Below are 26,383 nucleotides of genomic sequence, written 5' to 3' on the forward strand. Positions count from 1 at the left end.
GATGCTGCACGTTATCACCGCCCAAATAAGTTTGAGAGGCCGACCACGAAGTTAGAGCACCACAAGTACCACTAGAGCCGTTTTGTACGCTAACCACCTGAGTAGCAGTGTCTGACGAACCTTGATTGTCGGTAACAGTTAGCGTCACAGTGTATTGTCCCGAAGAGACATAGCTATGGCTAGCGCTTACGCCCTGACTGCTTGCCCCATCACCAAATCGCCAACTGTAATTGGCAATATTGCCATCAGAGTCACTGGATTGATTGGCGTTAAACTGGCAAGAGAGCGCAATGCAGTTCACATCCATTTGAGCGATCGGAGCCTGATTACCGCCCGATGGGCTGCCGACATTACTCGTAGGGACGCCAGCCGGAAAGTGTGAGGAAACCAAAGGCCAAATTTTGCTAATATGAGCGCCTTTGTTGTAGCAGCCACCCAAATGGTGCAAGGCAACCACACGGTGACTGCTCGCGGCCAGTACCGGTGATCCCGACGAGCCGCCTTCGGTATCACAAAGATAACCAGAATCCGTGTTACTACCTCGACCGTTGGTCACGGGTCTGTCTACCACGCAACGTGCACCGCTATCTGTTTCTATGCCAAGCTCTTTCAAACGACCGCCAGGATGCTGAGGAATGTATATGGTCTCCAGTAAGCTTGGAATTCTTGGGTCGAGACCAAGATAACCAAACGATTGAATGGTTGAAAAGTTTTTGACGGTAAACAGACTAAAGTCCAGGTCGTAGCCCGTTTCCAATAGCTTGTCGGCTTGTACCTTCACTACAGTTCCTCGACTACCGCCACATTGACTGAGCTGGTAGTTAAACCATACTTCGGTATTAGCAGCCTCACTCGCCGACTCAATACAGTGATTATTGGTCATCATGTGGTTATTTGGGCCTACTCGCCAAGCGGTACATAAACTTCGACCACCGATGAGAATGCGCGCGACCGGTTTACTGTGCGCTACCTCTTTTCCGTATTGATTGTCAAAACACGCAACCGCTTGCTTATTGTCCGAGCCACAAATCGATTCTTCTCCAGAAGGACTGGCGTTAATCACCTCTTCAAGTTGACCTTGGGGTAAGCCAACTTGTATGTAGTCAATGACCGCACTGCCCTCACCTATCAGCATCACTTCAACCGCATCACCGGCTATCGACATGGCAGAGAATTGCGTTACACCATCATCACCTTGACTACTCTCAATTGTCATCGGGGTGTTGTGCTGCGCACTGTAAACATAGCGCTCACTGCCGTCACTGCTCACGACTTCAATCGCAGCGCCTTCAGGCAATACTACATCGCTAAAATGTACTTTGATAAAACTCGCACCCGGCTCAGAAAAACGAAACACTTCAGACGTCACGAGAGTCGATTCTGTTGGTTCAGAACTCACGCTTAGGCTGTGATTTATTGTGCTGATGCTGGAGACACTGGGCAGTTCCGTTTGGCCATTAACCAGTGCGAGGGAAGAAAAACTCAAGCTAGACGCAGCTAGCGCTAGGCTCACCCCTTGCCAAATAGGCAAGCGCGAACCAGATAGTGGTCGATCCATGAAAGGTTCCTTACTTTGAATGAATTAAACACCTAGGTGTTACTCATTCACAGTAGTCAGGCTTATTGGAACCTAGCGGACGATTTGGTGGTGAGTATGAGGTTTTACGAGTTGATATGAGCTCTTTAGCAACTGATATGTTGCTCGGGCAACACGTCCTGTGAACTCAGCCATACAACTCACTCTATTGAGCGCTACTTTGCCTCATTTTCAGCAGTAGTTTCTGCTGTCTCTAAAGTTTCAACCGCTTCAGCTTGCTCAGAACTCACCGCTTGCTCCGCTTCCATTTTGGCGCGCTCAGCTTTTGAGATATAGCGCGGCTTGTTACTTTTCTGCTTTTTGGCGTTGCCTTTTTTCGCTTTTCGCTTTCAGGATCTGGATGACCTTCTTCTTTCTGTTCATAAACGGCTCTATTCTCTAGCGGGTTTTCATGGGCTGCGCATGATAGCGCTCTCTTGAATGTTAATCCACTGCTAAGCACTATGACTCGCCATCGAGAACATTAATTTCATCCCCTTTACCTTGAACATAGCTGCCAAGGTGCGTGGCAAAGCGCCGCTCTTCAATGATAGGCAGCACATCTTGCGCTAAATTTGCTGGAAAAACTTTTAAGGACGACAGTTCATCAATTGCAAGCCATTTCACTTCTTGAATATAGCTTTCATCGTTAAGCCCCACGAGATTTCCAAGCCCTGGCTCACCTTGCCAATCACGAATATGATAAAACAGCTCAACATGGTAGCGCTCTGCCGAAGTCTCATAAAACTCACGCACACAGATTAACTCGCCAACATCGACATCTAGGTTCGTTTCCTCTTTGAACTCGCGAACCAGGCTTTGCTTAGTACTGACATCCCCAACCTCAAAACCGCCACCTGGTGGGATCCAGTATTCGCCGGAGTAAGGATCTTGTACGCGCAGCATTAAAATGCGATTGTCGTTAACCGCTATCCCAGCGGCGCGAATGCGATGTTTCATGTTAACTCCTTTAACCCAGCCGCTGCTTCTATGAGCGACATGTGAATTGGCACTAAGTCGGCGTGATTAGTGCGATAACCACCACCAATCACACATGCGATTGGAATCGCGCGTTCCTGACAAATAGCGAGCATCCAGCGATCTCGTTCACGTATGCCATCAAGGGTGACATTCAAGAAACCAAGCTCATCATCTTGGTGGATATCAACGCCGGCATCAAAGATCACCAAATCTGGCTGATGGATATCGAGGGCGAACTGCACCACCTGCTTGAAGCTTGGCAAAAAGTCGTCATCCTCAGCACCTTTAGAAAATGGTACGTCGAAATCAGAATCGGGTTTTCGCGCCGGGAAGTTTTTATCACAGTGCAGTGAGAGTGTGATGATTTGCGAGTTTTGTGCCATCAGTGATGCTGTGCCGTCACCGTGGTGCACATCGCTATCGATGATCAGTACCTTATCTACACCTTGCGAAGTCGCGTGCCGCGCGGCGACCGCCAAATCATTGAACAGGCAAAAACCACTGCCATAATCAAAATGGGCATGGTGATAACCACCACTTAAGTGAATGGCTAAGCCATTTTCGAGTGCCTCTTTAACCGCCAGTACCGTGCCACCCGTTGAAGTCAACGTGCGTTCAATAAGACGCTCACTCCACGGAAAACCAATACGGCGCATCTTCGCAGCGGGCAAGTGTCCCGACACCAAGTTATCAGTATAAATATGGCAATGGGTCTGTTTAATATCATCCACGCTAAGCGCTTGAGGCTCGACAAATCGAAACAGCGACGAGTTGGAATAGCGCTCAGCGACCGCCTCATAGAGCAGCTCATATTTACGAATTGGATAACGATGCCCATCAGGCAATGGCAGCGTGGAGTAAATAGGATGATAGATGAGTGGAATCAAAGTATTCTATTCTCAGTTAAATCTATGACACAAAAAGATGTTACGAAAACATAGTAGCGCTAGGAGAACAACATGAAAACCGTCTTCATAACTGGAGCCAATCGAGGTATCGGCCTCGCTTTGACCAAAAAGTACTTAGAGTCCGGCTTTAGGGTTCATGCCACCTACCGCAGCGCCAGCTCCGCTCACGAACTGCTTTCTCTGGAAGTAAGCGAATCGAACCTTGCCACACACTCGCTAGATGTGACTGATTACGGCTCGGTAGCAAAATTAGTACAAACGCTGCCGGACATCGACATCTTCATCAATAACGCAGGTTACTATGGCCCGAAAGGCTACGGCTTCGGTAATACCGATGTTGATGAATGGCGCAAAGTATTTGAAATCAACAGCATCGCACCACTTAAACTGACTGAGATGCTGTATCCAAAACTCATCAACTCGTCGGTGAAAATCATTGCCTGTTTATCGTCGAAAGTCGGCAGCATGACAGAAAACACCTCCGGTGGTGGTTATATCTATCGCTCATCGAAAGCAGCGCTGAACTCGGTGGTGAAAAGTTTGAGTAACGATCTCACTTCACAAGGTTTTACCGTACTAGCGCTGCACCCTGGTTGGGTACAAACCGAGATGGGTGGGCCAAATGCGCTTATTTCTACCTCGGTTTCAGCCAGCGGTTTGTACAAGGTGATCCAAGGTGCATCGCTGGATGATTCGGGTAGGTTTTTAAACTTTGAAGGTGACGAGCTACCTTGGTAGCTCAATTCACAAGGAAAAGCTCAAGGAGCGAGCACTTGATTAGCTCGCTTTCGGTTTGCTACGACGCTTACCCGTTGAGCTACCTGCAGAGCGGCGCTTTTTGTACTTTTTGAAGGCTGGCTTTTCCACTTTCGGTAGATTACGCAGCGACTCTGGCACTGGGCCTGTTTTCACCTGCCCCATTAACTGATCCAGCTTCACGTTCAAGTCCGACATGAAAGGCCCATACGATTGAGTCTTTTCCGCCATGCCTTGAAGCTGAAACTCCCAATGCGCCGTCATATCAGGATACGTTGACTCATCAGGCAATGCGTGAATAAGGCCCCGACCTGCTGGCGTTGACATCACAGACTTACCCTGACGGTTCAGCAGCTGGCGTTTAAACAGCGTATCTAGAATGCCTGCGCGAGTCGCTTCCGTGCCGATACCGTCGGTATCACGCAAGATTTTTTTCAGTGACTTATCTTCAACGAAACGGCTGATACCGGTCATCGCTTGCAGTAAAGTGGCTTCGGTAAAGTGACGTGGTGGCTCCGTTTTCTTCTCGCCAATTTGGCCGTCACGACAAGTAAGAACAGTGCCGACTTCAAGCGGTGGTACGGCGTCTACCCCTTCTTCTTGATCAGTAGCACTGTTGCCCAGCAGTACTCGCCATCCAGGCTCTTGCAGACGCTTGCCCTTTGCAACGAACTGGCCACCTTGAATATCGAACTCCAACATGGCTTCGGCATACACGGCGGCAGGATAAAACTGCATCACATACTGACGTGCAATCAAGCCGTAGACTTTTTCTTCAAACCCAGAGAGCACCATGCTGGTCTTTTTAGGCGTTGGAATAATCGCGTGGTGGGCATCGACTTTACTGTCATTCCACGCTTTAGATTTACGACTGCTGTCTGCGCCATCGACAGCCGTGGAATACTCTTGGCTGTTGTTTTTAATCGCCGCCAGCACGTCATTAGCCTGATAGAAATGATCTTTAGGAAGGTAGCGGTTATCTGAACGTGGGTAAGTAATCAGCTTGTGCTTCTCATACAACGCCTGACACACATCTAATACCTGTTGCGCGCTCATGTTGTAGCGTTTCGCCGCATCAATTTGCAGCGCCGACAGCGAATACGGCAGCGGCGCGTTTTGTTTGGTCGACTTGTGCTCTGACTTAACGACCTTAGCTGGCTGGCCTTGAATACGCTGCGCCACGTTCTCGACTAGCTTACGATTGAGAACGCGTCCTTCTTCATCTTGCCATGGCTTACACGCTTCGCTCGGCCGCCATTTGGCGCGAATGTCAAATGCGGGGCCGTTGTCTTGGTATGGGATCAAGGCGTGCAACGTAAAATAATCACGAGGAACAAAGTTCTCAATCTCTTCATCACGACGAACCACCAACCCCAATACTGGCGTTTGCACACGTCCCACTGACAGTACGCCCTGATAGCCGGCCTTTTGGCCAAGCAAAGTGTACGCTCGGGACATGTTCATGCCATAGAGCCAATCAGCCCGTGAACGCGCCAAAGCAGAGACAGATAAAGGCACAAACTCGCGTTCATACGCATGCTATTGAGCGCTTTTTTGACCGCAGGTAAGTTAAGGTCACTGATCAGCAGGCGCTGAGCGGTCTCCTTCTTAGATTTAGGGACTTTGCAGTAGTCGATAACTTCATCCACCAGCAGTTGCCCTTCTCTATCTGGGTCACCGGCGTTGACGATTTGCGTCGCGGTTTTAAGTAACTTCTTAACGGCCGTAAGCTGCTTGGAGGCACTTTTTCTCGGCCTTAACTGCCACTGGTCGGGCACAATCGGAAGATCGGCGAGGTTCCATTTTTTGTAACGCTCATCATAAGCGTCTGGCTCAACTTGCTCTAGCAAGTGACCAATACACCAAGTGACGACATCACCGTTACCACATTGAATAAACCCATCCCCTTTTTCTGGGGGTTAGGTAAGGCGGCGGCGATCGCACGGCCAAGGCTGGGTTTTTCTGCAATGAAGAGACGCGTCATAAAATGAAATGAGTCGAAAAAATAAAGGTAAGCTTAACTAAGCTTACCTTTGCGAATCAAGAAAAAACTGTATAAATAGCCAGTTAATCCTTATCAGTTACAAAAGCGGCTGTTATAGAAAACCGCTGTTATAAAAACTGTACAAATTTGCCTAGCTCACGCTCTGGCACTTTCATTGGCGTACAGCCAGGGGTGCCGACATAGAGAAAACCAACAATTTGATCATCGCCTTCAAGCTCAAAAGCCTGACGGACAGAATCATCAAACATCCATTTTCCCGAACGCCAAAACGCTTGGAAACCTTGTGCGACTGCAGCCATCTGCATCGCTTGCACCGCGCAGCCCGCAGACAAGTGCTGCTCAAACGCAGGCACTTTTTCATGAGGTGTCACCTTGGCGATAACCGTGATCACCAGTGGAGCGCGAAACGGCGCTTTTTGTGCTTTTTCTATCACTGCAGGCTCACTACCCGCAAGTGTGGCCGCATTGGCGAGAATATTGGCAAGTTTTTGGCGACCTTCTCCTTGCGCGAGAACGAATCTCCAAGGCGTCAATCCAGCATGATCGGGAGCGCGTAGTCCCGCTTTAATGATGTTTTCTAGAGCAACCCCTTCTGGTGCGGGATCGGAAAGTTTGGCTATTGAGCGCCGGTTGAGCAACAGGTCTAAAGCATCCATAACACATACCTCTTATTATCGTTTCGCTATAATAACAAAACGTTAACCTTTACGCATCAAAAATGAGAACAGATCTCATTTAGTAGCTCTGGATTGACGTGCCAGTTGTGGAGCGACTAGCACGTCAGCCCAGTTTTTCGGTTTGGACTCTACCTATGTCTCTGTCTGTTTATTTGGGTCTATAACTTGGCAGCCAACTCAACGCCTTGTCGAATTGCTCGCACGGCATCAAGTTCACCCGCATAATCCGCACCGCCAATCACATGCAGTTTGTCACCAAACTCCGGCCATTGGTCTTCAAACGGCTTCACCGACTCTTGACCAGCACAAATCACCACTTTGTCTGCGGAGATGAGCTTCGACTCCCCTTTCACCGTGATATGCAAACCTTCAGCATCAATCTTGTTGTAGGTGACGCCGCCAAGTAAGTGGACGCCGCGCTTCTCAAGGGTCTTTTTGTGGATCCAACCTGTGGTTTTACCTGGACCTTTGCCGACGCGGCCTTCTTTGCGCTGCATCACCCAGACATTGGTCTCAGTGGTCGAGTCAGGGAACGGGTACAAGCCACCAGGGTGTTCGATGTTTTTATCAATGCCCCAGTCGTGTAGCCAATCATCCAGTGTTTGCCCGTGTGGCTCGGTAATCATGCTGGCGATATCAATACCGATACCGCCAGCACCCATGATAGCAACATTCTCACCGAGGTAAGTTTTGTCACGAATCACCGTTTGGTAATCGATGACTTTATCTGCATTATCGATACCTTCTAGCTTCGGCATACGTGGTTTAACGCCTGTTGCCATCACTACTTCATCGTATTCTTTGAGTAGATCCGCCGTCGCTTCGGTTTCGAGGTGCAGCTTAACGCCAGTCTGAGCGATTCGGTTGGCAAAGTAACGGATGGTTTCTCTGAACTCCTCTTTACCTGGGATCTGCATAGCAAGTCGGAACTGACCACCGATGCGATCGTTTTTCTCAAACAAATCAACCGAGTGCCCTTTTTCGGCCAGCATAGTGGCACAAGCCAATCCGGCAGGCCCTGCGCCAACAACCGCGATATTTTTGCTGTTCACCGTCTTCTTAATGATCAAGTCTGTTTCATAACACGCCTGCGGATTCACCAAACACGTTGCTCGCTTACCTTTGAATGCGTTATCCAGACAAGCTTGGTTACAGCCGATACAAGTGTTGATGAGGTGAGCTTCACCCTGCTCAGCTTTGGCAACAAAGTTAGGATCGGCGAGGAAAGGTCGCGCCATGGAAACCATATCAGCGTGCCCAGATGAAAGAATGCGTTCCGCTTCATCCGGGGTATTAATTCTGTTGGTCGTGATGACCGGGATAGAAAGGTGTGGGCGAATTTTCTCGGTTACCCAAGTGAATGCACGCGTGGCACTTGGGTGGCGATAGTCGGTACTTTTGCTTCGTGCCAACCAATACCGGTATTAATGATGGTCACGCCCGCTTGCTCAAGCGCTTTGCCCAGTTGAATGACTTCGTCAAAGGTGCTGCCCTGCTCAACGAGATCCAGCATCGAGAGACGGAAGATAATAATGAAATCTTCTCCGACAGCCGCTCGAACCGCTTTGACTATTTCTAATGGTAAACGAATGCGATTGTCATAACTGCCACCCCACTCATCGTAACGTACATTGGTACGCTTACAGATGAATTGGTTAATGAAGTAACCTTCTGAGCCCATGATCTCAACGCCGTCATAACCCGCTTCTCGCGCCAAAGAGGCACTGTTGGCGTAAGCGTCGATGGTTTTCCAGATCTGACGACTGCTCATTTCACTCGGAGCAAATGGCGTGATCGGTGATTTGATTTTGGAGGCACTTTGAGAGAAAGGATGATAGCCATATCGCCCTGCGTGAAGAATTTGCAGTGCGATTTTACCGCCATGTTTATGAACTGCTTCTGTGACCACTTTATGTGCTTTCGCATGCTTTGGTTTACTTAAACTCTGCAGCAAATGGGGCGAGGCGACCACGAAGGTTAGGCGCGAAACCGCCTGTTACTATTAACCCAACTCCACCTTTTGCACGCTCCTCGTAGAACGCAGCAAGCTTGTGTAGACCTTCTTTATGCTCTTCAAGACCAGTGTGCATTGATCCCATCAGCACTCGGTTTCTAAGTTGAGTAAATCCTAAATCCAGTGGCTTAAGTAAGTTCGGGTACATGGCAGATCCATTTATTGTTGTTGTGGTCTGACCAGAATATTATGGAAAGGTTAAAAAATCAAACTAGCGTTTACATTCTTACAACATAAACAGAAAAACTTTCTGATTCTTTGAACTTCATCTAGTATGGTAAGTCTCTAATTTATATTCAGTTAACCCCCAAGCTGATAGAAGTCAGCGTCACATACGTACAATTACACAATTGATACTGCGAATTGTTAACCTCAGCGCTACACTAGTAATTGATGTTAAAGGACATAAACACTCACATTTGTGATGTGGAGAGATGATGAAAAAAGTATTTCGTTTTATAGGTATGATTTTCAAAGGCATTTGGAAGCTGATTAACTTCACTCGCCTCGCCATTGTGAATCTGTTTTTCTTTGCGGTGCTCGCCACACTGTACTTTACGCTTACCCAAAGCGACGCGCCACCAGCGGTCGAGAAAAAAGCCACCGCACTGGTGATGAACCTGTCTGGTCCTATTGTTGAACAAAGCACCTACGTTAACCCAATGGACTCGTTCACTGGATCTCTGTTTGGCCAAGAACTGCCAAAAGAGAACGTGGTCTTTGATATTGTCGACACCATCCGCCATGCCTCTCAAGATCAAAAAGTCACAGGACTGGTTCTCTCACTGCGAGAAATGCCAGAAACCAGCCTAACCAAGCTGCGTTACATCGCTAAAGCTATCAACGAGTTCAAAGCGACAGGCAAACCGGTTTATGCCTATGGCGCGTTTTACAATCAAAGCCAGTACTACCTCGCCAGCTACGCCGACAAGGTCTACCTTGCCCCAGATGGCGCAGTGTTGATCCGTGGTTACAGTGCATACTCAATGTACTTTAAGACCTTGCTTGAAAAGCTCGACGTCACCACACACGTGTTCCGCGTGGGTACCTACAAATCTGCAGTCGAGCCATTCCTTCGTGATGACATGTCTGAAGATGCGAAAGCCAACGCAACTCGCTGGGTAACTCAACTGTGGGACGCGTATGTCGATGATGTTGCAGCAAACCGCGAAATTGAGCCAAGCATACTCACGCCGAGCATGGACGATTTCTTAGCATCGCTGAAAAACGTCGATGGTGACCTTGCTGCCCTATCTAAAGAACTCGGGTTAGTTGACGAGCTAGTGACTAAGCCACAAGTCAACGAAGCCATGATCGAAGCCTTTGGCAGCGATGGTGACGGTGGCTTTAATGCCGTGAGTTATTACGAGTATCTAGCAAGCGTACCATTTGATATGCCAACAGAGCCTGACAACCAAATTGCCGTTGTGGTTGCAAGTGGTTCAATCATGGATGGCGAACAGCCACGAGGCACTATTGGCGGTGATACCATTGCATCGCTGCTTAAACAAGCTCGCGAAGATGATAGCGTAAAATCGGTTGTGCTGCGTGTAGATAGCCCTGGCGGTAGTGCTTTCGCTTCTGAAGTGATTCGCAATGAAGTTCAAGCACTGAAAGATGCTGGCAAACCTGTTGTGGTATCGATGTCGAGCGTTGCTGCATCTGGCGGCTACTGGATCTCAATGAGCGCGAATGAAATCATGGCGCAGCCAACAACCATCACAGGCTCAATTGGTATCTTTAGCGTGATTACGACATTTGAAAAAGGGCTCAACAACATTGGCGTCAATACAGATGGCGTGGGCACTTCACCGTTCTCAGGTGTTGGCGTAACACGTGGCATCAATGAAGGTGCATCTGCTGCCTTCCAGATGGGCATTGAGCACGGTTATAAACGCTTTATCACCCTAGTATCTGATAACCGCAACATGAGCCAGACGGAAGTCGACAACGTCGCTCAAGGCCGTGTATGGACAGGACAAGATGCGCTAGACCACGGCCTTGTTGACCGAATAGGTGACTTTGACGATGCCATCGCGCGCGCCGCAGAGCTGGCTAACTTAGAAGATTACGACGTGTACTGGGTAGAAGAGCCACTGAGCCCTGCACAGCAGTTTGTACAGGATCTCATGAAGCAAGTGAAAGTTAGTCTAGGGCTTGATATTTCAGCTTGGGTTCCGCAAAGCCTATTGCCTGTTGCCACAGAGCTTCAGCAGCATGCAAGCATTATGGAGAGTTTTAACGATCCGAAAGGCCACTACGTTCTCTGTTTGACCTGTAATGTTCAATAGCGGATAACTCTGCAAAACCTGACTTTAGAGCCACCAATCGGTGGCTCTTTTGTTTGATTTGGTTATAATCGCCCCACCTGTTCCCAGTTTCAAAGTAATGTCTGTCATGACGCGTAAACACATCTATATCGCCTATACTGGCGGCACTATCGGCATGCAAAAGTCCGATCATGGTTACATTCCTGTCGCGGGCTTTATGGAAAAGCAACTGGCGAGCATGCCAGAATTCCATCGCCCTGAGATGCCAGAGTTCACTATTCATGAATACGAGCCGCTCATCGACTCTTCTGACATGACGCCTGCAGACTGGCAACAGATCGCCGACGACATTCGAGACAACTACGACAACTACGACGGTTTCGTCATTCTTCATGGTACCGACACCATGGCGTACACTGCTTCGGCATTGTCGTTCATGCTAGAAAATCTTGGCAAACCTGTGATTGTGACAGGCTCGCAGATCCCACTAGCTGAGCTGCGCTCTGATGGTCAGGCAAACTTGCTGAATGCGCTTCACATCGCAGCCAACTATCCAATCAACGAAGTGACGCTGTTTTTCAATAACCAGCTGATGCGCGGTAACCGCAGCACAAAGTCACACGCGGATGGCTTTAATGCCTTCACCTCACCAAACCTGCAACCTCTGCTAGAAGCTGGGATTAATATCCAATTGAGCAGCGGTGTGGAAATCAACAAACAGCCGGAAGGTAAGTTCAAGGTACATGACATCACGCCACAGCCTATTGGCGTTATCACCATGTACCCAGGCATTTCCCACGAAGTGATCCGCAATACCTTGCTGCAACCTGTTAATGCAATGATTTTGTTGACCTTTGGTGTGGGTAATGCACCGCAAAACCCAGAGCTTTTAGCACACCTGAAAGAAGCGTCAGAGCGCGGCGTATTAGTGGTCAACTTAACTCAGTGTTTGGCGGGTAAAGTTAACATGGGCGGTTACGCGACTGGCTGTGCACTCGCTGATGCCGGCGTGATTAGCGGTTTCGATATGACACCGGAAGCCGCGCTTGCCAAGCTGCACTATCTGCTGAGCCAAAACCTCAGTTATGAACAGGTGAAAGCGCAAATGCTGGAAGTACTGCGCGGTGAAATGAGCAAATAGCCTTTAGGCAACACCCTAAGATTCACCCTAAACTTTTATAGCCGCAGCGATATATCACTGCGGCTTTTCTTTGACCTTCACTTCATTACAGCGACTTTATCAAAAAAAGTTAGGGCGATTACTTTTTAACCAAACAAACACCCAAGCTCTGTTTTGCACGTGCAATCCGTATTTATTTCTATATACTCCCGCGCCGTTTGTCAGGTGAAAACCTGAACACAACCAATACAAGCCGTCACCATGGAACTGTGAATGACCCCAAGGAATCGGACCAGCTTATTTCACAGCTTGTAAAGGTTACTCAATGACAATTTTATTCAACACCTACCACACCACGTGGTTTCCTCGTCCGTCTCTGTCGGCTTCTTGGTATCACTTTGGCTCTTCCACCATTACCATGTTTGGAGCGCTGCCCAATGATCTCTATCCTGCTTAGCCTAGTCGGCATCGTTTCGCTCATTGCTATCGCATACCTGTTCTCTGAAAAACGTTCAGCGATCAATTGGAACACGGTACTTCGCGCCCTACTTCTACAATCACTAGTCGCAGCGTTTGTTCTCGCATTTCCACTAGGCAAAGATATTCTCGGCGCCATGAGCAGCGGCGTTGCGACTGTCCTTGGTTTCTCTGACCGCGGTATTCAGTTCCTATTTGGCGACTTAGCCACCAACGGCTTTGTGTTCGCCATTCGCGTACTGCCTATCATTGTGGTTATCAGCGCGCTGATTGCCGCGCTTTACTACCTTGGCATCATGCAACTGGCGATTCGCGTTATCGGCGGCGGCCTACAAAAGTTCCTTGGCACCAGTAAAGCGGAGTCATTAGTGGCGACGGGCAACATTTTCTTATCGCAAAGTGAATCACCACTGCTTATTCGTCCATTTCTCGGCACAATGACACGCTCAGAGCTATTTGCCGTGATGGCCGGTGGCATGGCATCGGTCGCAGGAAGTGTACTTGGTGGTTACGCAGGACTGGGTGTTGAACTTAAGTACCTCATCGCCGCAAGCTTTATGGCAGCGCCTGGCTCGTTAATGATGGCCAAGCTACTGGTACCAGAGCAGCAAACACCGTCTGACTACAGCGATATCGAACTCGATGACAGCAAGCAAAGCAACATCATTGATGCCCTCGCTGCTGGCGCAATGAACGGCATGAGAGTCGCGGTTGCGGTCGGTACTATGCTTGTTGCTTTCATCAGTGTGATTGCGATGCTTAACGCGGCAATTGAATCTATCACGGGCTGGTTTGGCGGCGAAGGGGTCACGTTAGAGCTACTGTTTGGTTATGTGTTCGCTCCAGTGGCTTGGTTGATTGGCGTGGAATCGAGTGAAGTGTTAACCGCGGGTTCATTTATCGGCCAGAAAGTGATTTTGAATGAGTTTGTTGCCTTCATCGACTTTGTAGAAGCAAAAGCCATGCTGTCGGACAAATCTCAAGTCATCGTTACCTTTGCCCTTTGTGGATTCGCGAACATCTCTTCGATCGCGATTCAAATTGGTGCCATTGCCTCTATGGCGCCGGAACGTCGCTCAGATGTGGCAAGCTTGGCATTAAAGCCGTTCTTGCCGGTACACTTGCGAACCTAATGAGTGCTTGCCTTGCTGGCCTGTTCTTTATGCTATAAAGCATAACCACCGTACAACTAGGGGAACTGATACCTCAGGCTCAAATAAGGTGTCAGATCCCCGCTTGGTATTGATAGTAAACAGCCACCCTAAACAAACTTTGCCAAGACGCTATCCGATGCGTCCTCAATCAAATCCAACACTAACTCAAACCCTTGTTCACCGCCATAATAAGGATCCGGTATCTCAGTGTGACTCGATGAGCCATGGCTCAGAAAAAGCGACAACTTGTATTGCAAGTGCGCAGGGCAACGCTGTTTTAGATCGGCCAAATTATCTCTATCCGCCGCCAAAATAATATCAAACACTTCAAAGTCATCATCCGTCACCTGCCGTGCTCGGATGCCAGCAAACGAGTAGCCCCTCGCCTCTCCCGCTTTTCTCGACCTTGGGTCTGGCGTATTCCCTTGGTGATAACCAATCGTACCCGCCGAGTCTATCGTCACCGATACACCACTTTGCTCAGCACGCGCACGAAGCACGGCTTCCCCTGTAGGCGAGCGGCAAATGTTGCCCATGCATACAACGAGAATCGATGGTTTCTTTTTATTATTCATAGAGTTAACACCTAATTTCGGCCAATTTTCATGTCAAAGATACAAAAAATTTTAGTCGATAAATCAGGTACTTGTGAATAGTTTTGGAGGGATTTTGGAGCGAATCTGCCCTCAAAATGACCATTCAGCATCGATGTGAAAACCATCCTAACAAACTGATTTCAACATAAGCCATTGAAAAATAAACACATTATAAAATTAAGCGTGTTCACACGGCTGCTTGTCAGTTTTATTTATCTTGAAGAGCAAAAAGTAATCACCAAACGGACTCTTGGGGTTTGGCCGGGTGTTAGCATCAGCAATGAAAGGAGCAGAGTGTTCTCCAACTTATCTCAATCCAAGCAAGGGGAGGAAGTATGAGCGGCATTTTTACTTTACTGGCTTTAGTCATCTTTGGTTTGTTTTTGGTAGCCAAAATGCGCAGTTACGAAGCTATCGGAAGCACGATCGAACCTGGCGTTAACACCAAGGAGTCAAACTATGAACCAAACTGGGTATTTTACCAAGACCAAACTCAAAGCTCGGTCGATAGCAACTCGTATGAGCCAACTAACGACACCGATTTTGCATCGATGGACTTTACCAACCAATCTCATGTCGATGATGAAAACACCGTCATTAACCCAGCAACAGGCCTTCCAATGGTTGGAGGTATTAGCGGGCTGGATACTATGGGAAATCCGTATGGCTACGACAGTCTGTCTCAGAGCACGTACCCAGACGATACCTCCTCAAGTACTGCTGATAGCGCTTTTGAAGCTGATTCTAGTTCATGTACTGATCACGACTCTGACGAATTCGTTAGTACAGGCTTTGATAATAGTTGCGATGGCAGTTTTGACGATAGCTTCAGCTCGGGATTGGATGACGACATGTTTTCGTAGGGGTTCGTTGTTGAGGCGGTTTAGGCGTTGAGAGTGAGGGCTGGGAGCTTTCGAGTTAGCTGTGGTTTTGAGGCTAACTGAAAGTGGACATAAATGAGCTACAGCTTTCGCTAAATTAGCAGTTAACGGATTAGCTAATGTATTGCAAACCTCTAGTGTAGTGGCTAAATTCATTCAGCCACTATACCCTGTGGGTTCATGGGCGTATACACTCTTTCAAGACTTATATGAGCCAGAATACAAACGAGAAGCTGCGCGATCCATCACTCCTTGCAGCAAAACTCAGTTTAATTGCCAGCTTCCATATCAATTAACTTAAAAATTGAGTGTGACATTCTGGTACCAGCTCCTACTATACGAGCGAATACTTTTAATTGCTCTTTTATAGCAAGGCTGTCTGTCTCTGTTGGATAGTTTACCGTGTGGTCTAACTCTCCCCAAACTTCCTCAAAAAGGGTTCTTACCTGCACCTCACAAGTAACGTCACTGTGTTCGCTTGCTTTGAAGACATAGTGAACACTAGTGTAGAAGCTATCTTTCTGTCGAACATCCATTCCTAGACTACGAAAGAGCTCTCCGTACTCGGGATCCCACGTGTAAGCCTTCGGTTGTTCGTACAGAAAAATATCACCTTTCTCAAGATATTCCTGAAACGTACGGTGAATGTGCTCTAGTTGTCCTTGATGTAGGTGAAGAATTCTAATCCCAGATATATCAGTGACCTTTTGCAGAATGTTCTCTGAAGAAATTAACTCCTCTCCCTTTCCTTGAAGTACCTCATTTTTGCGAGAGATTTTTGCATCCAAATGAGTGAGATCTTTCACTCTATATTTGTAACTATGTACGTTATCTCTCAAAACTGGGTTATGGTTTATGTAAGACAGAATCCTTTCAGCAAAAATCTGATATTCGTGAACTTTAGATCGAACAACAGCAATAGCACTTTCATTACTCATTTAGCTTCTCCCAATTCGTTCTAGGCGAGCCAGCAAAGAATTCGCAAAATTGATATAGCCTTCTTGAGTTTCAGTATATTGTTCCCTTCTACCTTGGATTGTGCTTTTGTCTTTTGGATCAGTTACCTCTCCTGATGTAGGTAAAAGCCACATTGGTTGTTTGTACTTTTGGGCGTATGCTGGCATCGTAGCATGGCCATAAATGATCGAATTACCACCAATAAACTCTCTTATTTCCTCTTCTGTGATAGGGGAATAGCAAGCTTTCGGGATGTAATCCACAATTTTGTCGGGTAATTTATTAGCCAATTGAAGTGCGCTTTGGCTATTTTGAGGGCGTTCGCTGCATCGTCTCGTTTTTTTGCGTTGTATATTGTGTAACCCAACAACTTAACAAACTCTTTCGGCAAGTTTTCCTTTTTGGATTCTGGTAGAAGAGACATCATCGTATCAAAATCTCTCTTCCATATTCCCAGGGCATTACCGATGTTTTTAATACCGTAACCGGAAAACATATCAGGAGCGCAGGGGATCAAAAAGCCGTCAGTATTAGAAATAATCACTTTATTTAAGATACCGAGACTAGGAGATGTATCGATTAGAACAACCTCAAAGCCATATTTTTCGGCGTACTTACGACTGATACGTCTAATCGCAGTAACTACACGTAAGGCTTGTGGTTCACCGAGAAACGCTTCACTCCATTGTTTTGAAAGCTTGTTTTCAAAAAGGTGGAGAGTGAGACGGCCGGGAATAAGAGATAAATGCTCATTTATATCAACGCTTGGCGGAAGCTCTTCCTCTTCAGATTGACCGTCCTCGGAAGGCTTCAATATATAGTGAACTGAGCGCGGGGAACCATGTACAGCTTTGAACTCTGGTTCACTAATACTGCGTTTAGCCTTTTCATAATCTTCAATAAACTCATCTTCTTTATCCCAAATGTCTTCGATTTGTTCATCACTCAAAGCGAAAAGACTAAGGTTAGATTGTGGGTCTAAATCAATCATGAGTGTTTTTACACCCATCTCAGAGAGAGCATACCCTAGATGATATGTGAGCGTTGACTTTCCAACCCCACCTTTATTGTTGAAGATCGATATTGATTTCATGTTGCATCCTGCCTAACTGTTTTATTTTACTGGTAAAGTATCACAAAAAACCAAACGGATTGCATATATCCCCTTTAAGACATGTGATTCACCACTAGATCTTTATGCTTCTGCTCTAATCGAGAGTAAGCGCCCTATAAACACCGCATTCTAATAACCTCAGTCTCCAATTATGATCTTATTTCACCAACACGGAGGTAAGGTCATGGCAAAACGACGCAGTGACCAGGAATGGCATGCATTATTCGAGCAATACGAAGCAAGAGAACTCACTCAACGCGCCTTTTGTGAGCAGAACAATCTCAGTCCTTCAACCTTTTCGCCAAGCGACAACTACTACAGCAAATTAGCCCCAACCAAAACAGCTGTTTCGTTAAAGCACAGCTAGTCGAAAAGCCCACCCACTATCAATTAGTACATACGCCAGTAGCGAATATGATACTCTCTTTGCGGGAGGCTGAACTCAGAATACCGCCGGGCACGCCAGCTTCTTATGTCGCGGAGTTGATCGGAGCACTATCGTGAAAAGAATGCTAAGTGCGCCGAACATCTACCTGTATCGAGAGGCTGTCGACTTCCGTAAGTCGATTAATGGCCTCGCTGCCATCATTGAATCTGAGACCAACTTGCCTCTAGGCTCTGGCTCCTTATTTGATAAGGCCTGTTAGCCGTAGCCACTTTCAGATTACAAAAGCTGGTACAAACTCGGATCGTTGCTCTGTCAGTTGCAACTAAACGAAACACATTTAGGGGCAAAAATAAGCTAGCCTCGTCACTCTGTTTGCGGAGTTGACGATATGATTCATTGGGCGCTGTCAGTAGATTCCTGCCTTCGCAGGAATGACCGGATTTGGATTTGGGTTATTAGCACAGAAAGGGGCACTTCTGAGTTACGAAGTGCTAACTGTGAAACTTTTGGACAAAACTGTTTCAGTGAGATTGCTAATTTGGCTGTTTGCGGGTTATTTAAAGTAAGTCAAACTGTGCCATAGTCGTTTGTTATAGCTATTTATCAGATGATGAAATAGCATCAATCATCTCATTTTTTATAAGGTACTTTATTAATACATATCGAACTATCCGCTCTAACCCTAAAATAGTAGGTGAACGTTTTACATGTCTTTTCATTGCTACATCTTCAATTACTGGATTACCTGAAATAATTTCTTCATTCTGATTTAAATGGTTAACAGAAAACCAGTTACTCATGAATTTTCCAGCATGAACATATGTACTTCGTATGCTATATGCAGCCTTTAACCTAGATTTAAAGTTTTCAGACGTTAATTGATTACTAGGTGATAAAGACTCGGTTTCAGAGAAAAAGTCTTCATCTATGTGTTCTGTTACTAGCAAACAGAATTTTTCTGAAATGCCAGATAACCTTTTTTTAATTTGTCTTGCTACTTTGTCACCATCATCAAGACCTAATTCAATTTTGTTAAGTAAAGAACGAATCTCATCATCTAAAAGGGATTCAATATCATAGTCCTGCTGAGCAGCCAAAATTTCACAAGATGTGACTAAACTAATAAAAGCAACTTCAGGATTAATTTCCATTTCACGCAGAGCATCTAAATAGAATTTGCCAGCATACAAAAATGCATCCTGAACTTCCTGTTTACTCTCACTAACACCATGAACAATTGCTATAATTTTCTCAACATTTTGCAAGTTTAATTCTAGCCGAAAATCACACCTTTCCTTTAAGCTATTAAAGGCTAGTGCTTTATTGTAACGTTCACCTCCAAGCTTTGAACTTGGTACATACGGACGTCCATGTTGTAGAAGTAAACCATGACTATCAAAACGCTTCCCGAACAAAACTGATAAAGCAATACAGAAATTTTCTGCAACATGGGAGTAATCCGGAATAACTATGGTATCCCTCTGCTCCTCAGGAGTAGAAACTGTCAACTCAAGGTACTGTCGGTAACTGCTTTCAGTTGGATTAGGACGATAGAGATCAAGCCGATGATTCTCACGGGCATGAGTCAATAAATACGTTTCTGATTCACTCTCACCAACAAACCTTGATGGAGTTGAAATTAAAAAACGCGTAATAGTTGTATCACTTCTAAATTTACTCATAGTTTCCTAATTGCTATAACAACCAGATAAAGTGTCGGCTAGGCTACACTTATCCTTATTTGTTATACATTGTGACCACATAGCTCACTGATGACTTTATCGCTCTCTCTACTTAACATTTGAGATTCTGCTACAGAGGCCATTTCAGCCCAACTAGAGAACGTAGTTTGTTCTGCAATAAAAGAATCCCACTTGGGAGAATTAAAGTCTGATTGAGAGATAATTTTCACACTTGAAGCTTCAACTAGCTCCTCGAATGTAAAATACTTCGAACACCCTCGAATGAAAGTGGATGGGAGTAGCTCATTAAGTGTAAATGACTGTCTAACTCGCGTATTGGCTTTCTTATTACACGATACGCACAAATAGTAAGTATCTGATACACCTTGCCATTCACAGATTTTCATTCGAGTGCTGAAGGCTTTTTGACAGCATGAACACTCTTGTGCCTTCAGCGCTTCCAGTTTTTGAATTGTGTTATAGCATTTTTTACAAAGTGCATAGGATTTACCGCCTTCTTGTATGCTGTATCTATTTTGCTTTTGGTGACTGATAACCGTTTGGCACTTCCGACAGACCGATTTATCGCTGTTCATGTAATAGGCAAAAATGACCACAGCACCAATAACACCAAATACCAACGTTGCTATATCGCTAGGGCTCATATTTTCTCCAAGATGTATAACGCTTTATAGACGGACTTTTCCGTCTTTGCATCCTGACTATGTTGCTGCCATTAATTATAAAACTCAACCAGTATCAACCTGTTATGTGAATCGGCAAATAGTTGCGGTGTCGAATTACAGAAAAGTTCCGTATAAGAGAACAAAGTACGGATTAGATTAACTTGGTCTATTGGTGTACTGCTCAGTTGTACCGTGTACAGGTTCTGTGAAGGTTTGGGGCAAAAACGCGTCACAACACTATAGCAGCCGGACATAGAAGCCTCACAATCACGACCAGAGCCTAGTGACCACATCAAAGTTTATACTCACCCAGAAAGCACCTTATAAACCGTAGAACGGCTACAGGCGAGCTCACGACTAATAGCATGTTTGTTCCATCCGCTTATAGCTAACTCCCTTATACGTTCATGTAATGCCAAATCAGGGTGACGACCAAGGTGCTTCCCTTGCTGTTTAGCTCGCTCCCTCCCTTCATTGCATCGCTGCAATATTCTTGAGCGCTCCATCTCTGCAAATGCACCGATTGTGGTATAGATAACGCGCCCCACGTCACTGTTTATATCTAGGTCGCCCAAATCATGACAAATGAGCCCTGCGCCCCGCGCGCTCAATTGATCGGCGACGCCAAGCGCATCGATTGTATTTCTGGCAATCCGGTCTACCTTGGTGACATGCACAATGTCCCCTTCCCTAGCAAACTCAAGAAGCCGCTTTAATCCCTGACGCTCCGCGCTCTTACCACTGGCTTTATCTTGATAGATCTTTTCACAACCGATACGAGTAAGCTGTTCAACCTGACCCCCAAATCTTGTTCATCACTACTGACACGAGCATAACCAATCAACATAACCCCTCCTCGAAACTGTCCAATAAGTCCCAACAAAAATGAAGACATGTACGGCAAGCGTTTTGCCGACTTAATGTACAGTGATTACCTTACCATTTGGCCATTTTGCTGAAGTCCGAAAAGGTACACCTTTTTGGACACACTTTTAGACGGTATTTGCCGCTTGGGGAACTTCTGATAATCATTAAACGGCCACTCAAATAATGGCAGCTCCTACACGCGTTGCGGAAACTGGTATCAAATGACGTGAAGCATGGGTCAATTACATTGGCTTTTGACGAATCAAAGAAACACAGCTCCGCGTTAACATACAAAATGTTTCTTCAGAATATGTGAATTAAAGAGGTTCACATATTGTCTTTGTGGTAAGAAAATACTCCTAGATAAAAGATCACATATACTTGAAACGGTAAACAATGAAAACATTCACATACAGTTGGGCATGGCGTCATAGAATATTAGTTCGGACGAGCCTGACATGGTTATTGATTTCATTCGTACTCATACTAACACGAGGTATAGATGAAACATTAGAAAACCCATCAACGCTAATTATGACTTGTAGTGTTTTCGCTATCCTAAACATACTTTCAATAAAGTATGAAAAAGACACCGTTTTGGAAGTAAGACTATTAGGTGAAGTCTGTAAGATTAGAACTTATGATGGACGTTACCAGGAGTTTCTTCTAAGCGACATACAATCGAAGACGCGTGTAACCAGCGAACATGGCTTTCGAGGCTACTCACTTGAGCAAATTTGCATAAAAATCAATGGTATTAGTCCTATTTTTATTTCTATCAACATTCGAGACTTTGATATCTTATGTGAAGCTTTAGAAATCGAAGACTTTAAGAAGTTAACAATTAATAAAAACATAGCGTGAAAACTATCAAGTGAAAATCAAGTTCCTATACAAGAATAAACTAATATTCAAACAGTATTTTGAAAAACATGGTGATACGGATAGTAATTTTAAATCAATCGCAGTTACAGCTTACCTACTTTTTCAGAACATAGCGACCATTTGCTTTCTGATTACATTGGCTTTTCCGAGTTTTAGTGAAAAGTTAGCTATACCCTTAAGCCTTCCTAGGTTTATGGAATTTTTTCTTATTTGCGCGTTTTTTTTTGGATTCGCTTTCTGTGTGGGTGGTAAGTTGGAATGGAATGAAGTCACAAAAACTGAACGCGCAATTAATAGGTGGTATGTAATACTTTCTCTGCTTTCGCTTCCAGTAACATATCTTATGATTTTTTTCTTTAAGTGGGACTAAAGCGAGATCTGTATTGGCTCAATAACTCGAACGCCAAATTTGGAGGTAAAGTCTCCACCATAAATAAGCTGTTCAATATCGCGCCCTCCCTCTACTAAGAGTTTAAACAGCGAAAACCGGGTATCAATCGAGAATATTCGGCCTCTAGTAAACCTGCGGCAATCATCAAAATGTCACTTGAAGATTGGTGGCTCCGATGCGCGTTGCAGAAACTGACGCCAAATCACGTTAATTGCATAGTAGTAATCTCGGCGAGTAGAAGGTGCCAGATGACGATTGTCACGATAAAACCGACTTACTTGTTTTCGTCCTATCTGCTCGAGCCCTTTTACCCTCTCTTTTTCGACCATATACCCTATTACGATCCGCATTTTTTGTGCCTGTCGCTTTCGGCTTGTTTTGCCTCCGCTGCGCACATAAAGGTGAAGATGTTTTTCAAGTTGAGCTATCGCTTTGTTCATCGCGTTTCCCCCTAATATACGTACACTTTCGCAATGCTTGCCCTCTCGTGGCCTAGTTGCTTTGAGATATAACTAAGAGCTTGGAAATTTAGCTCCGATGCCTTTGTAATGAAGTCATGAACAGTTCTCACATGAACATCACAGCAACAACTGAACGTGTCCTGGTGGACACAATAGAGTTCATTGGCAATAGTGCGAACTTGTTGTTTTCTATCATAGTGACTGTCGATTGGCGCAATCACTGAGAGCCCCTGTCTTGCAAAGAACAGTTCATATAGCGTCCTTGCATACTCACGGCGCTGAGTATGGGTGCGATATCCGATTTTCCCTATTTGTCGGTAATAGAAGCTTCGATACTTTTTGTAGCTGCTATTTTTTGGGATCATCGATTTGTGGTCGCCTTGATACTTAGTCGCATATTCCAAGGCTTGATATTGAGAGTCACAAAACACGTCAACTCTCCTGGGTTTACCTCCTTTCGTACCAGCAGTGATGGAAATGTATTCATTCCGCTGCGCTTCTCGCAATGCTCGGTGAGCATTGAGCTTCGCAGCCTCCTCAAATCTCAGCCCAAACGCGCGTTGTAGCGAAGCTATGCTGAACTCTCTTCCTCTCAAAAGCCTCTGTAAGCTCTGAAATTCCTCATCAGAGCTGCCTTTAGCTACGCCATATTCAAACTCACGCTTCGATAGCTGAGCTTCCGTTCCAGTGACTCGACATTCACTGTCGCCTCTCGCCTGCGAAAGTATCGTGTTCACGGCAGACAAGTGGTTCTGTGCCCAAGACGCGCTCTTTTGAGTGCTATTAGCTACAGTACGCAAATGCTTTGCATAACCTTCGACATGCTCACGTCTTACTCTGCGCATGTCCTTAATCTGATAGCGTTCTTGCATGTAGTGCACAAAGAACGCAAACCTTTTTACTTGCTGATGACGCGAGCTAAAACCGCATGCGCTAGCAAGGCGTCGCTCCTCCATTGCGTGTTCCGCAGCTTTCAGCATGCAACGCGCCCTGAGCCCAAAGTTACGAGCATTGGGATTAGCGCGCTCAAACCGGTGCCGAGACCTAACTTCATTTCTTTTGGACATACCAATCTCCTGAGTGGTTGCGGAATGGAGACTAGGGAACAGTAATAGTGAGTGTTATTGGTAGGTGAACACCTACACGCGCGAATACGTCGCGCAGCGCTGCCTCCTTTTTGTTTTTCGAGGTTTAGTATTAGCCCCACAGCTTAGCGCCCTATCGCGGACTTGCTTACCATGATAAGCGAGTCATTTAGCTGCCTATTGCACCTGTTCAGAGCGACATTCGTCGTTTTTCGTCCTAGATACATGGGGTTGTTTAGCTGCTTAGTTCTTGAATAGAAGATAAAAACTACATATGCGAGGAACCGCTTTAAGTTGCCTCTATGTTTTTTCCTATATTCGAACCACACCTCTTCACGAGGAAACCTCGAGCAGCAATTTAGTTTGATTTGTCTGCGTATCGGGCGATACGGGTAGATGCGAAGCGCATCTATGGTCGGGCTTTGAGCCCCGTGGGTGTGTAGCACACATTATTATTGGGTGCTAATTAGATGAAGCAGCGGTCAGTGACATGAGCCTGCTCATATAAAGGTTATCTCCCATTTTGCCCTAGGACTGAGAGGGTTGTGATGTATTTGTACATCAGAGTCGTTGGCAGCGACCCAGCTGTGCTGGAGATTGGAACAACATAACTATGTGAACCGAATCGCCATTAGAATGATTAAAGTTCAGCAGAGAATGAGGGAAATGCAAGGTAGTTTAGTTTGATCACAAGTTTTTGGCTGCTTAATCCCATTGCCACCATTTTGGCCTCGCTAATCTAGAAAAAGTAAGTAAACGGACTTTTTGGGTTCAACCCAAAGGTATGATGGTCGGTTACAGCAAGGCGATTGGCTGACTCAGGCAACAACTAAGGTCAGGAGTGAACTATGCATATTACGATTCGGGAATGGGCAATCCAAGAGTTTGGCTTTGCCCCAAGTGCGAGTACGTTGGCGAGCTACGCAAAAACAAAGCAGATACACCCTGCTCCGGTCAAATTCGGCGGAAAGTGGATGTGCGATGAAAAAGCGGTATTTGTCGGCCTGTGCTCAACAGACTCCATAGAAATCACCGACCCTGTCGTAGCTAGGATTTTCCGTCATGGCAGCTAGACCTAGAGCACACAATCTAAACGTTCCCAATCTCTATCAGAAATTTGATAGGCGAAATGGCAAGGCGTACTACCAATACCGAGATACTCGAACTGGTAGATTTCATGGATTAGGAACCGACAGAACAACAGCGATTAAGGTTGCAACAGAGCTTAATCGACTCATCGCTGCCCAGTTAGTCGAGCAATATCACCACATATTCAATGCTAATCCTGCCAAGAAAAAACGAATGGGGATCAGTACTGGTGAATGGTGTGAGCGATACATGGAGATCCAAGCCGAAAGGCTTGAGACTGGTGAAATCGTTGATGCTACCTTCAAAACACGGAGAAGTGGCATCAAAGTCCTAAATGACAGATGTAAGCATGTCGCTATCAGGGAGCTCGATACAAAGACTCTCGCCATCATCATTGATGAGTACAAACGAGAAGGCAAAACACGAATGGCTCAAGTTCTGAGGTCTATTTGGATTGATGTTTTCAAAGAGGCTCAACATGCTGGTGAGGTTGATGCTGGTTATAACCCAGCCTTAGCCACTAAGCCTCCAAAAACCAATGTTCGCCGTGCACGTCTAACCGTATCTCACTGGGAGCAAATCGACCGCGTCTTAAAAGACTCACCTCATGTCTATTGCTATCACGCCGCCCTTCTCGCTTTAACGACAGACTGCGTCGAGAGGACATTTGTAACCTCAAGTTCTCGGACATTAAAGAAGGCCTACTCTACGTTGCCACAAGTAAATCTGGGCAAAAAACGAAACTCGCCTTCCCCCTCACCCTTCGTAATCCAATTCTCGATATGACGCTGGCTGAGATTATAGGGATGTGCCGAAAGACGGATATAGTGTCACGCTATCTCGTTCACAATATAGCGCGAGTACACAGCACCAAACCAGGCGACAAGGTCAACGTCAACACTGTTACTCGCAGGTTTGCCGAAGCTCGAGACAAAGCCAATCTAAAATGGGAAGGCACCCCTCCTACTTTTCATGAACTAAGATCATTGGCCGAACGCACATACCACGAAGCAGGCGTCGATACCCAAAAGCTACTTGGTCATAAAGATCGCCGAACGACGGATAGGTATTCGGATAACCGAGGTAGTGAGTATGTTGTGGTGGGTGAGTGAGGCGGCTGTCACGAACAGTAAATTCTGGTTATAAAGTTACGTTTATAGCTACTCCATGAAGTTATATGCTCCCAAAACTTGATCAGGAAGTTGCGACAGAGTCGCATAGTGAACACTGCATTGAAGTGGATTCCAAAACTCACTTTTATATAAAACTTTCTTAATCAAATTACTAAATTAGGATTCCAATAATTATCTCTCGTATCACGCTTTGCTGAGTTGCAGCTAACGAGCACAACTCCCAAGCAAAC

At 45.9% G+C, this 26,383-nt stretch carries 20 protein-coding genes and 6 pseudogenes; 11 read left to right on the top strand and 15 right to left on the bottom strand.

All coding sequences use genetic code 11. The features are described from left to right. The 4 genes and pseudogenes from TZ48_RS08695 to TZ48_RS08710 form a co-directional block, all read right to left on the bottom strand. On the bottom strand, positions 1 to 1,558 hold a 1,558-nt coding region (locus TZ48_RS08695; RefSeq protein WP_112478881.1), incomplete at its 3' end, for a PKD domain-containing protein. 194 nt (positions 1,559 to 1,752) lie between these two features. Then, positions 1,753 to 1,960: pseudogene (locus tag TZ48_RS08700) on the bottom strand (DUF2986 domain-containing protein). A 78-nt stretch (positions 1,961 to 2,038) separates the two neighbouring features. Next, positions 2,039 to 2,536: an NUDIX domain-containing protein gene (locus tag TZ48_RS08705; RefSeq protein ID WP_112478882.1), complete on the bottom strand. Its 498-nt coding sequence runs from the start codon at positions 2,534 to 2,536 to the stop codon at positions 2,039 to 2,041. After that, positions 2,533 to 3,444, bottom strand: coding sequence for a histone deacetylase family protein (locus TZ48_RS08710; RefSeq protein ID WP_112478883.1), 912 nt, complete (start codon positions 3,442 to 3,444; stop codon positions 2,533 to 2,535). The genes TZ48_RS08705 and TZ48_RS08710 overlap by 4 nt, the downstream gene beginning before the upstream one ends. Positions 3,445 to 3,516: 72 nt before the next feature. Here TZ48_RS08710 and TZ48_RS08715 point away from each other — a divergent pair, with 72 nt between their 5' ends. After that, positions 3,517 to 4,203: an SDR family oxidoreductase gene (locus TZ48_RS08715; RefSeq protein WP_112478884.1), complete on the top strand. Its 687-nt coding sequence runs from the start codon at positions 3,517 to 3,519 to the stop codon at positions 4,201 to 4,203. Positions 4,204 to 4,242: 39 nt separating this feature from the next. On the opposite strand, the pseudogene TZ48_RS08720 reads toward TZ48_RS08715, so the two are convergent. The 3 genes and pseudogenes from TZ48_RS08720 to TZ48_RS08730 all read right to left on the bottom strand — a co-directional run bounded on the left by TZ48_RS08720 (position 4,243) and on the right by TZ48_RS08730 (position 9,065). Next, a pseudogene (locus TZ48_RS08720) lies at positions 4,243 to 6,205 on the bottom strand (DNA topoisomerase III). Positions 6,206 to 6,333: 128 nt separating this feature from the next. Further along, a complete protein-coding gene (locus TZ48_RS08725) occupies positions 6,334 to 6,882 on the bottom strand; it encodes an NAD(P)H nitroreductase (protein WP_112478885.1) in 549 nt (182 codons plus the stop codon). A 179-nt stretch (positions 6,883 to 7,061) separates the two neighbouring features. Further along, positions 7,062 to 9,065, bottom strand: a pseudogene (locus TZ48_RS08730) (2,4-dienoyl-CoA reductase FMN-binding domain-containing protein). A 289-nt stretch (positions 9,066 to 9,354) separates the two neighbouring features. On the opposite strand from TZ48_RS08730, the gene sppA reads away from it, so the two are divergent. The 4 genes and pseudogenes from sppA (at position 9,355) to TZ48_RS08745 (ending at position 13,955) form a co-directional block, all read left to right on the top strand. Beyond that, a complete protein-coding gene (gene sppA / locus TZ48_RS08735; protein WP_112478886.1) occupies positions 9,355 to 11,208 on the top strand; it encodes a signal peptide peptidase SppA in 1,854 nt (617 codons plus the stop codon). A 106-nt stretch (positions 11,209 to 11,314) separates the two neighbouring features. Continuing rightward, complete coding sequence (ansA, locus tag TZ48_RS08740; protein WP_042499075.1) at positions 11,315 to 12,328, top strand: asparaginase; 1,014 nt, start codon at positions 11,315 to 11,317, stop codon at positions 12,326 to 12,328. Between the two features lie 304 nt (positions 12,329 to 12,632). Then, the gene (locus tag TZ48_RS25805; RefSeq protein WP_275426426.1) at positions 12,633 to 12,764 is read left to right on the top strand and encodes a hypothetical protein; all 132 of its coding nucleotides are present in this window, start codon (positions 12,633 to 12,635) and stop codon (positions 12,762 to 12,764) included. Then, a pseudogene (locus TZ48_RS08745) lies at positions 12,748 to 13,955 on the top strand (NupC/NupG family nucleoside CNT transporter). Before TZ48_RS25805 ends, TZ48_RS08745 begins: the two are co-directional and overlap by 17 nt. 90 nt (positions 13,956 to 14,045) lie before the next feature. Here the strand turns inward: TZ48_RS08745 and TZ48_RS08750 are convergent. After that, on the bottom strand, positions 14,046 to 14,513 hold the full coding sequence (locus tag TZ48_RS08750; protein ID WP_112478887.1) for a low molecular weight protein-tyrosine-phosphatase: 468 nt from the start codon (positions 14,511 to 14,513) through the stop codon (positions 14,046 to 14,048). A gap of 356 nt (positions 14,514 to 14,869) precedes the next feature. Here TZ48_RS08750 and TZ48_RS08755 point away from each other — a divergent pair, with 356 nt between their 5' ends. Next, positions 14,870 to 15,397 (top strand): hypothetical protein, encoded by a 528-nt coding sequence (locus tag TZ48_RS08755; RefSeq protein WP_112478888.1) that lies wholly within the window; start codon positions 14,870 to 14,872, stop codon positions 15,395 to 15,397. Between the two features lie 287 nt (positions 15,398 to 15,684). Here TZ48_RS08755 and TZ48_RS08760 read toward each other — a convergent pair whose 3' ends face one another. Next, complete coding sequence (locus tag TZ48_RS08760) at positions 15,685 to 16,353, bottom strand: RelA/SpoT domain-containing protein (protein ID WP_112478889.1); 669 nt, start codon at positions 16,351 to 16,353, stop codon at positions 15,685 to 15,687. A gap of 230 nt (positions 16,354 to 16,583) precedes the next feature. Then, on the bottom strand, positions 16,584 to 17,465 hold the full coding sequence (locus TZ48_RS08770) for a ParA family protein (RefSeq protein ID WP_112478891.1): 882 nt from the start codon (positions 17,463 to 17,465) through the stop codon (positions 16,584 to 16,586). A 205-nt stretch (positions 17,466 to 17,670) separates the two neighbouring features. On the opposite strand from TZ48_RS08770, the pseudogene tnpA reads away from it, so the two are divergent. Both tnpA and tnpB read left to right on the top strand, forming a co-directional pair. Beyond that, positions 17,671 to 17,990 (top strand): annotated as a pseudogene (gene tnpA, locus TZ48_RS08775) (IS66 family insertion sequence element accessory protein TnpA). Between the two features lie 5 nt (positions 17,991 to 17,995). Then, on the top strand, positions 17,996 to 18,133 hold the full coding sequence (tnpB, locus tag TZ48_RS08780) for an IS66 family insertion sequence element accessory protein TnpB (protein ID WP_239670763.1): 138 nt from the start codon (positions 17,996 to 17,998) through the stop codon (positions 18,131 to 18,133). A gap of 337 nt (positions 18,134 to 18,470) precedes the next feature. Here tnpB and TZ48_RS08785 read toward each other — a convergent pair whose 3' ends face one another. The 5 genes and pseudogenes from TZ48_RS08785 to TZ48_RS08815 form a co-directional block, all read right to left on the bottom strand. Continuing rightward, a complete protein-coding gene (locus TZ48_RS08785) occupies positions 18,471 to 19,556 on the bottom strand; it encodes a HEPN domain-containing protein (protein ID WP_112478893.1) in 1,086 nt (361 codons plus the stop codon). A gap of 62 nt (positions 19,557 to 19,618) precedes the next feature. Continuing rightward, positions 19,619 to 20,221 (bottom strand): hypothetical protein, encoded by a 603-nt coding sequence (locus TZ48_RS08790; protein WP_112478894.1) that lies wholly within the window; start codon positions 20,219 to 20,221, stop codon positions 19,619 to 19,621. A gap of 326 nt (positions 20,222 to 20,547) precedes the next feature. Then, positions 20,548 to 21,089: pseudogene (locus TZ48_RS08795) on the bottom strand (recombinase family protein). Between the two features lie 1,448 nt (positions 21,090 to 22,537). Further along, the gene (locus TZ48_RS08810) at positions 22,538 to 22,825 is read right to left on the bottom strand and encodes a hypothetical protein (RefSeq protein WP_112478897.1); all 288 of its coding nucleotides are present in this window, start codon (positions 22,823 to 22,825) and stop codon (positions 22,538 to 22,540) included. Between the two features lie 11 nt (positions 22,826 to 22,836). Next, positions 22,837 to 23,826 (bottom strand): integrase domain-containing protein, encoded by a 990-nt coding sequence (locus tag TZ48_RS08815; protein WP_162674524.1) that lies wholly within the window; start codon positions 23,824 to 23,826, stop codon positions 22,837 to 22,839. A gap of 953 nt (positions 23,827 to 24,779) precedes the next feature. Between TZ48_RS08815 and TZ48_RS08820 the strand changes: the two genes are divergently transcribed. Genes TZ48_RS08820 through TZ48_RS24895 form a run of 3 tightly spaced genes read left to right on the top strand, consistent with a single transcriptional unit; the run spans position 24,780 to position 26,132 of the window. After that, positions 24,780 to 25,004 carry an excisionase gene (locus TZ48_RS08820; protein ID WP_112478899.1) on the top strand — a complete coding sequence of 75 codons (225 nt, stop codon included), beginning with the start codon at positions 24,780 to 24,782 and terminating at the stop codon, positions 25,002 to 25,004. Beyond that, positions 24,994 to 25,806 (top strand): phage integrase Arm DNA-binding domain-containing protein, encoded by an 813-nt coding sequence (locus TZ48_RS08825; RefSeq protein WP_239670756.1) that lies wholly within the window; start codon positions 24,994 to 24,996, stop codon positions 25,804 to 25,806. Before TZ48_RS08820 ends, TZ48_RS08825 begins: the two co-directional genes overlap by 11 nt. Further along, complete coding sequence (locus TZ48_RS24895; protein WP_239670764.1) at positions 25,710 to 26,132, top strand: tyrosine-type recombinase/integrase; 423 nt, start codon at positions 25,710 to 25,712, stop codon at positions 26,130 to 26,132. Before TZ48_RS08825 ends, TZ48_RS24895 begins: the two co-directional genes overlap by 97 nt. Positions 26,133 to 26,383: the final 251 nt, after the last annotated feature.

The sequence above is a fragment of the Vibrio variabilis genome, assembly GCF_003263785.1.
Lineage (GTDB): Bacteria > Pseudomonadota > Gammaproteobacteria > Enterobacterales > Vibrionaceae > Vibrio > Vibrio variabilis.

Bases quoted from the DNA above. Each gene is read 5' to 3' on its own strand.
- TZ48_RS08705 (WP_112478882.1), bottom strand. From the start codon at position 2,536: ATGAAACATCGCATTCGCGCCGCTGGGATAGCGGTTAACGACAATCGC.
- TZ48_RS08715 (WP_112478884.1), top strand. From the start codon at position 3,517: ATGAAAACCGTCTTCATAACTGGAGCCAATCGAGGTATCGGCCTCGCT.
- TZ48_RS08725 (WP_112478885.1), bottom strand. From the start codon at position 6,882: ATGGATGCTTTAGACCTGTTGCTCAACCGGCGCTCAATAGCCAAACTT.
- sppA (WP_112478886.1), top strand. From the start codon at position 9,355: ATGAAAAAAGTATTTCGTTTTATAGGTATGATTTTCAAAGGCATTTGG.
- ansA (WP_042499075.1), top strand. From the start codon at position 11,315: ATGACGCGTAAACACATCTATATCGCCTATACTGGCGGCACTATCGGC.
- TZ48_RS25805 (WP_275426426.1), top strand. From the start codon at position 12,633: ATGACAATTTTATTCAACACCTACCACACCACGTGGTTTCCTCGTCCG.
- TZ48_RS08750 (WP_112478887.1), bottom strand. From the start codon at position 14,513: ATGAATAATAAAAAGAAACCATCGATTCTCGTTGTATGCATGGGCAAC.
- TZ48_RS08755 (WP_112478888.1), top strand. From the start codon at position 14,870: ATGAGCGGCATTTTTACTTTACTGGCTTTAGTCATCTTTGGTTTGTTT.
- TZ48_RS08760 (WP_112478889.1), bottom strand. From the start codon at position 16,353: ATGAGTAATGAAAGTGCTATTGCTGTTGTTCGATCTAAAGTTCACGAA.
- TZ48_RS08770 (WP_112478891.1), bottom strand. From the start codon at position 17,465: ATGAAATCAATATCGATCTTCAACAATAAAGGTGGGGTTGGAAAGTCA.
- tnpB (WP_239670763.1), top strand. From the start codon at position 17,996: ATGCTAAGTGCGCCGAACATCTACCTGTATCGAGAGGCTGTCGACTTC.
- TZ48_RS08785 (WP_112478893.1), bottom strand. From the start codon at position 19,556: ATGAGTAAATTTAGAAGTGATACAACTATTACGCGTTTTTTAATTTCA.
- TZ48_RS08790 (WP_112478894.1), bottom strand. From the start codon at position 20,221: ATGAGCCCTAGCGATATAGCAACGTTGGTATTTGGTGTTATTGGTGCT.
- TZ48_RS08810 (WP_112478897.1), bottom strand. From the start codon at position 22,825: ATGAACAAAGCGATAGCTCAACTTGAAAAACATCTTCACCTTTATGTG.
- TZ48_RS08815 (WP_162674524.1), bottom strand. From the start codon at position 23,826: ATGCTGAAAGCTGCGGAACACGCAATGGAGGAGCGACGCCTTGCTAGC.
- TZ48_RS08820 (WP_112478899.1), top strand. From the start codon at position 24,780: ATGCATATTACGATTCGGGAATGGGCAATCCAAGAGTTTGGCTTTGCC.
- TZ48_RS08825 (WP_239670756.1), top strand. From the start codon at position 24,994: ATGGCAGCTAGACCTAGAGCACACAATCTAAACGTTCCCAATCTCTAT.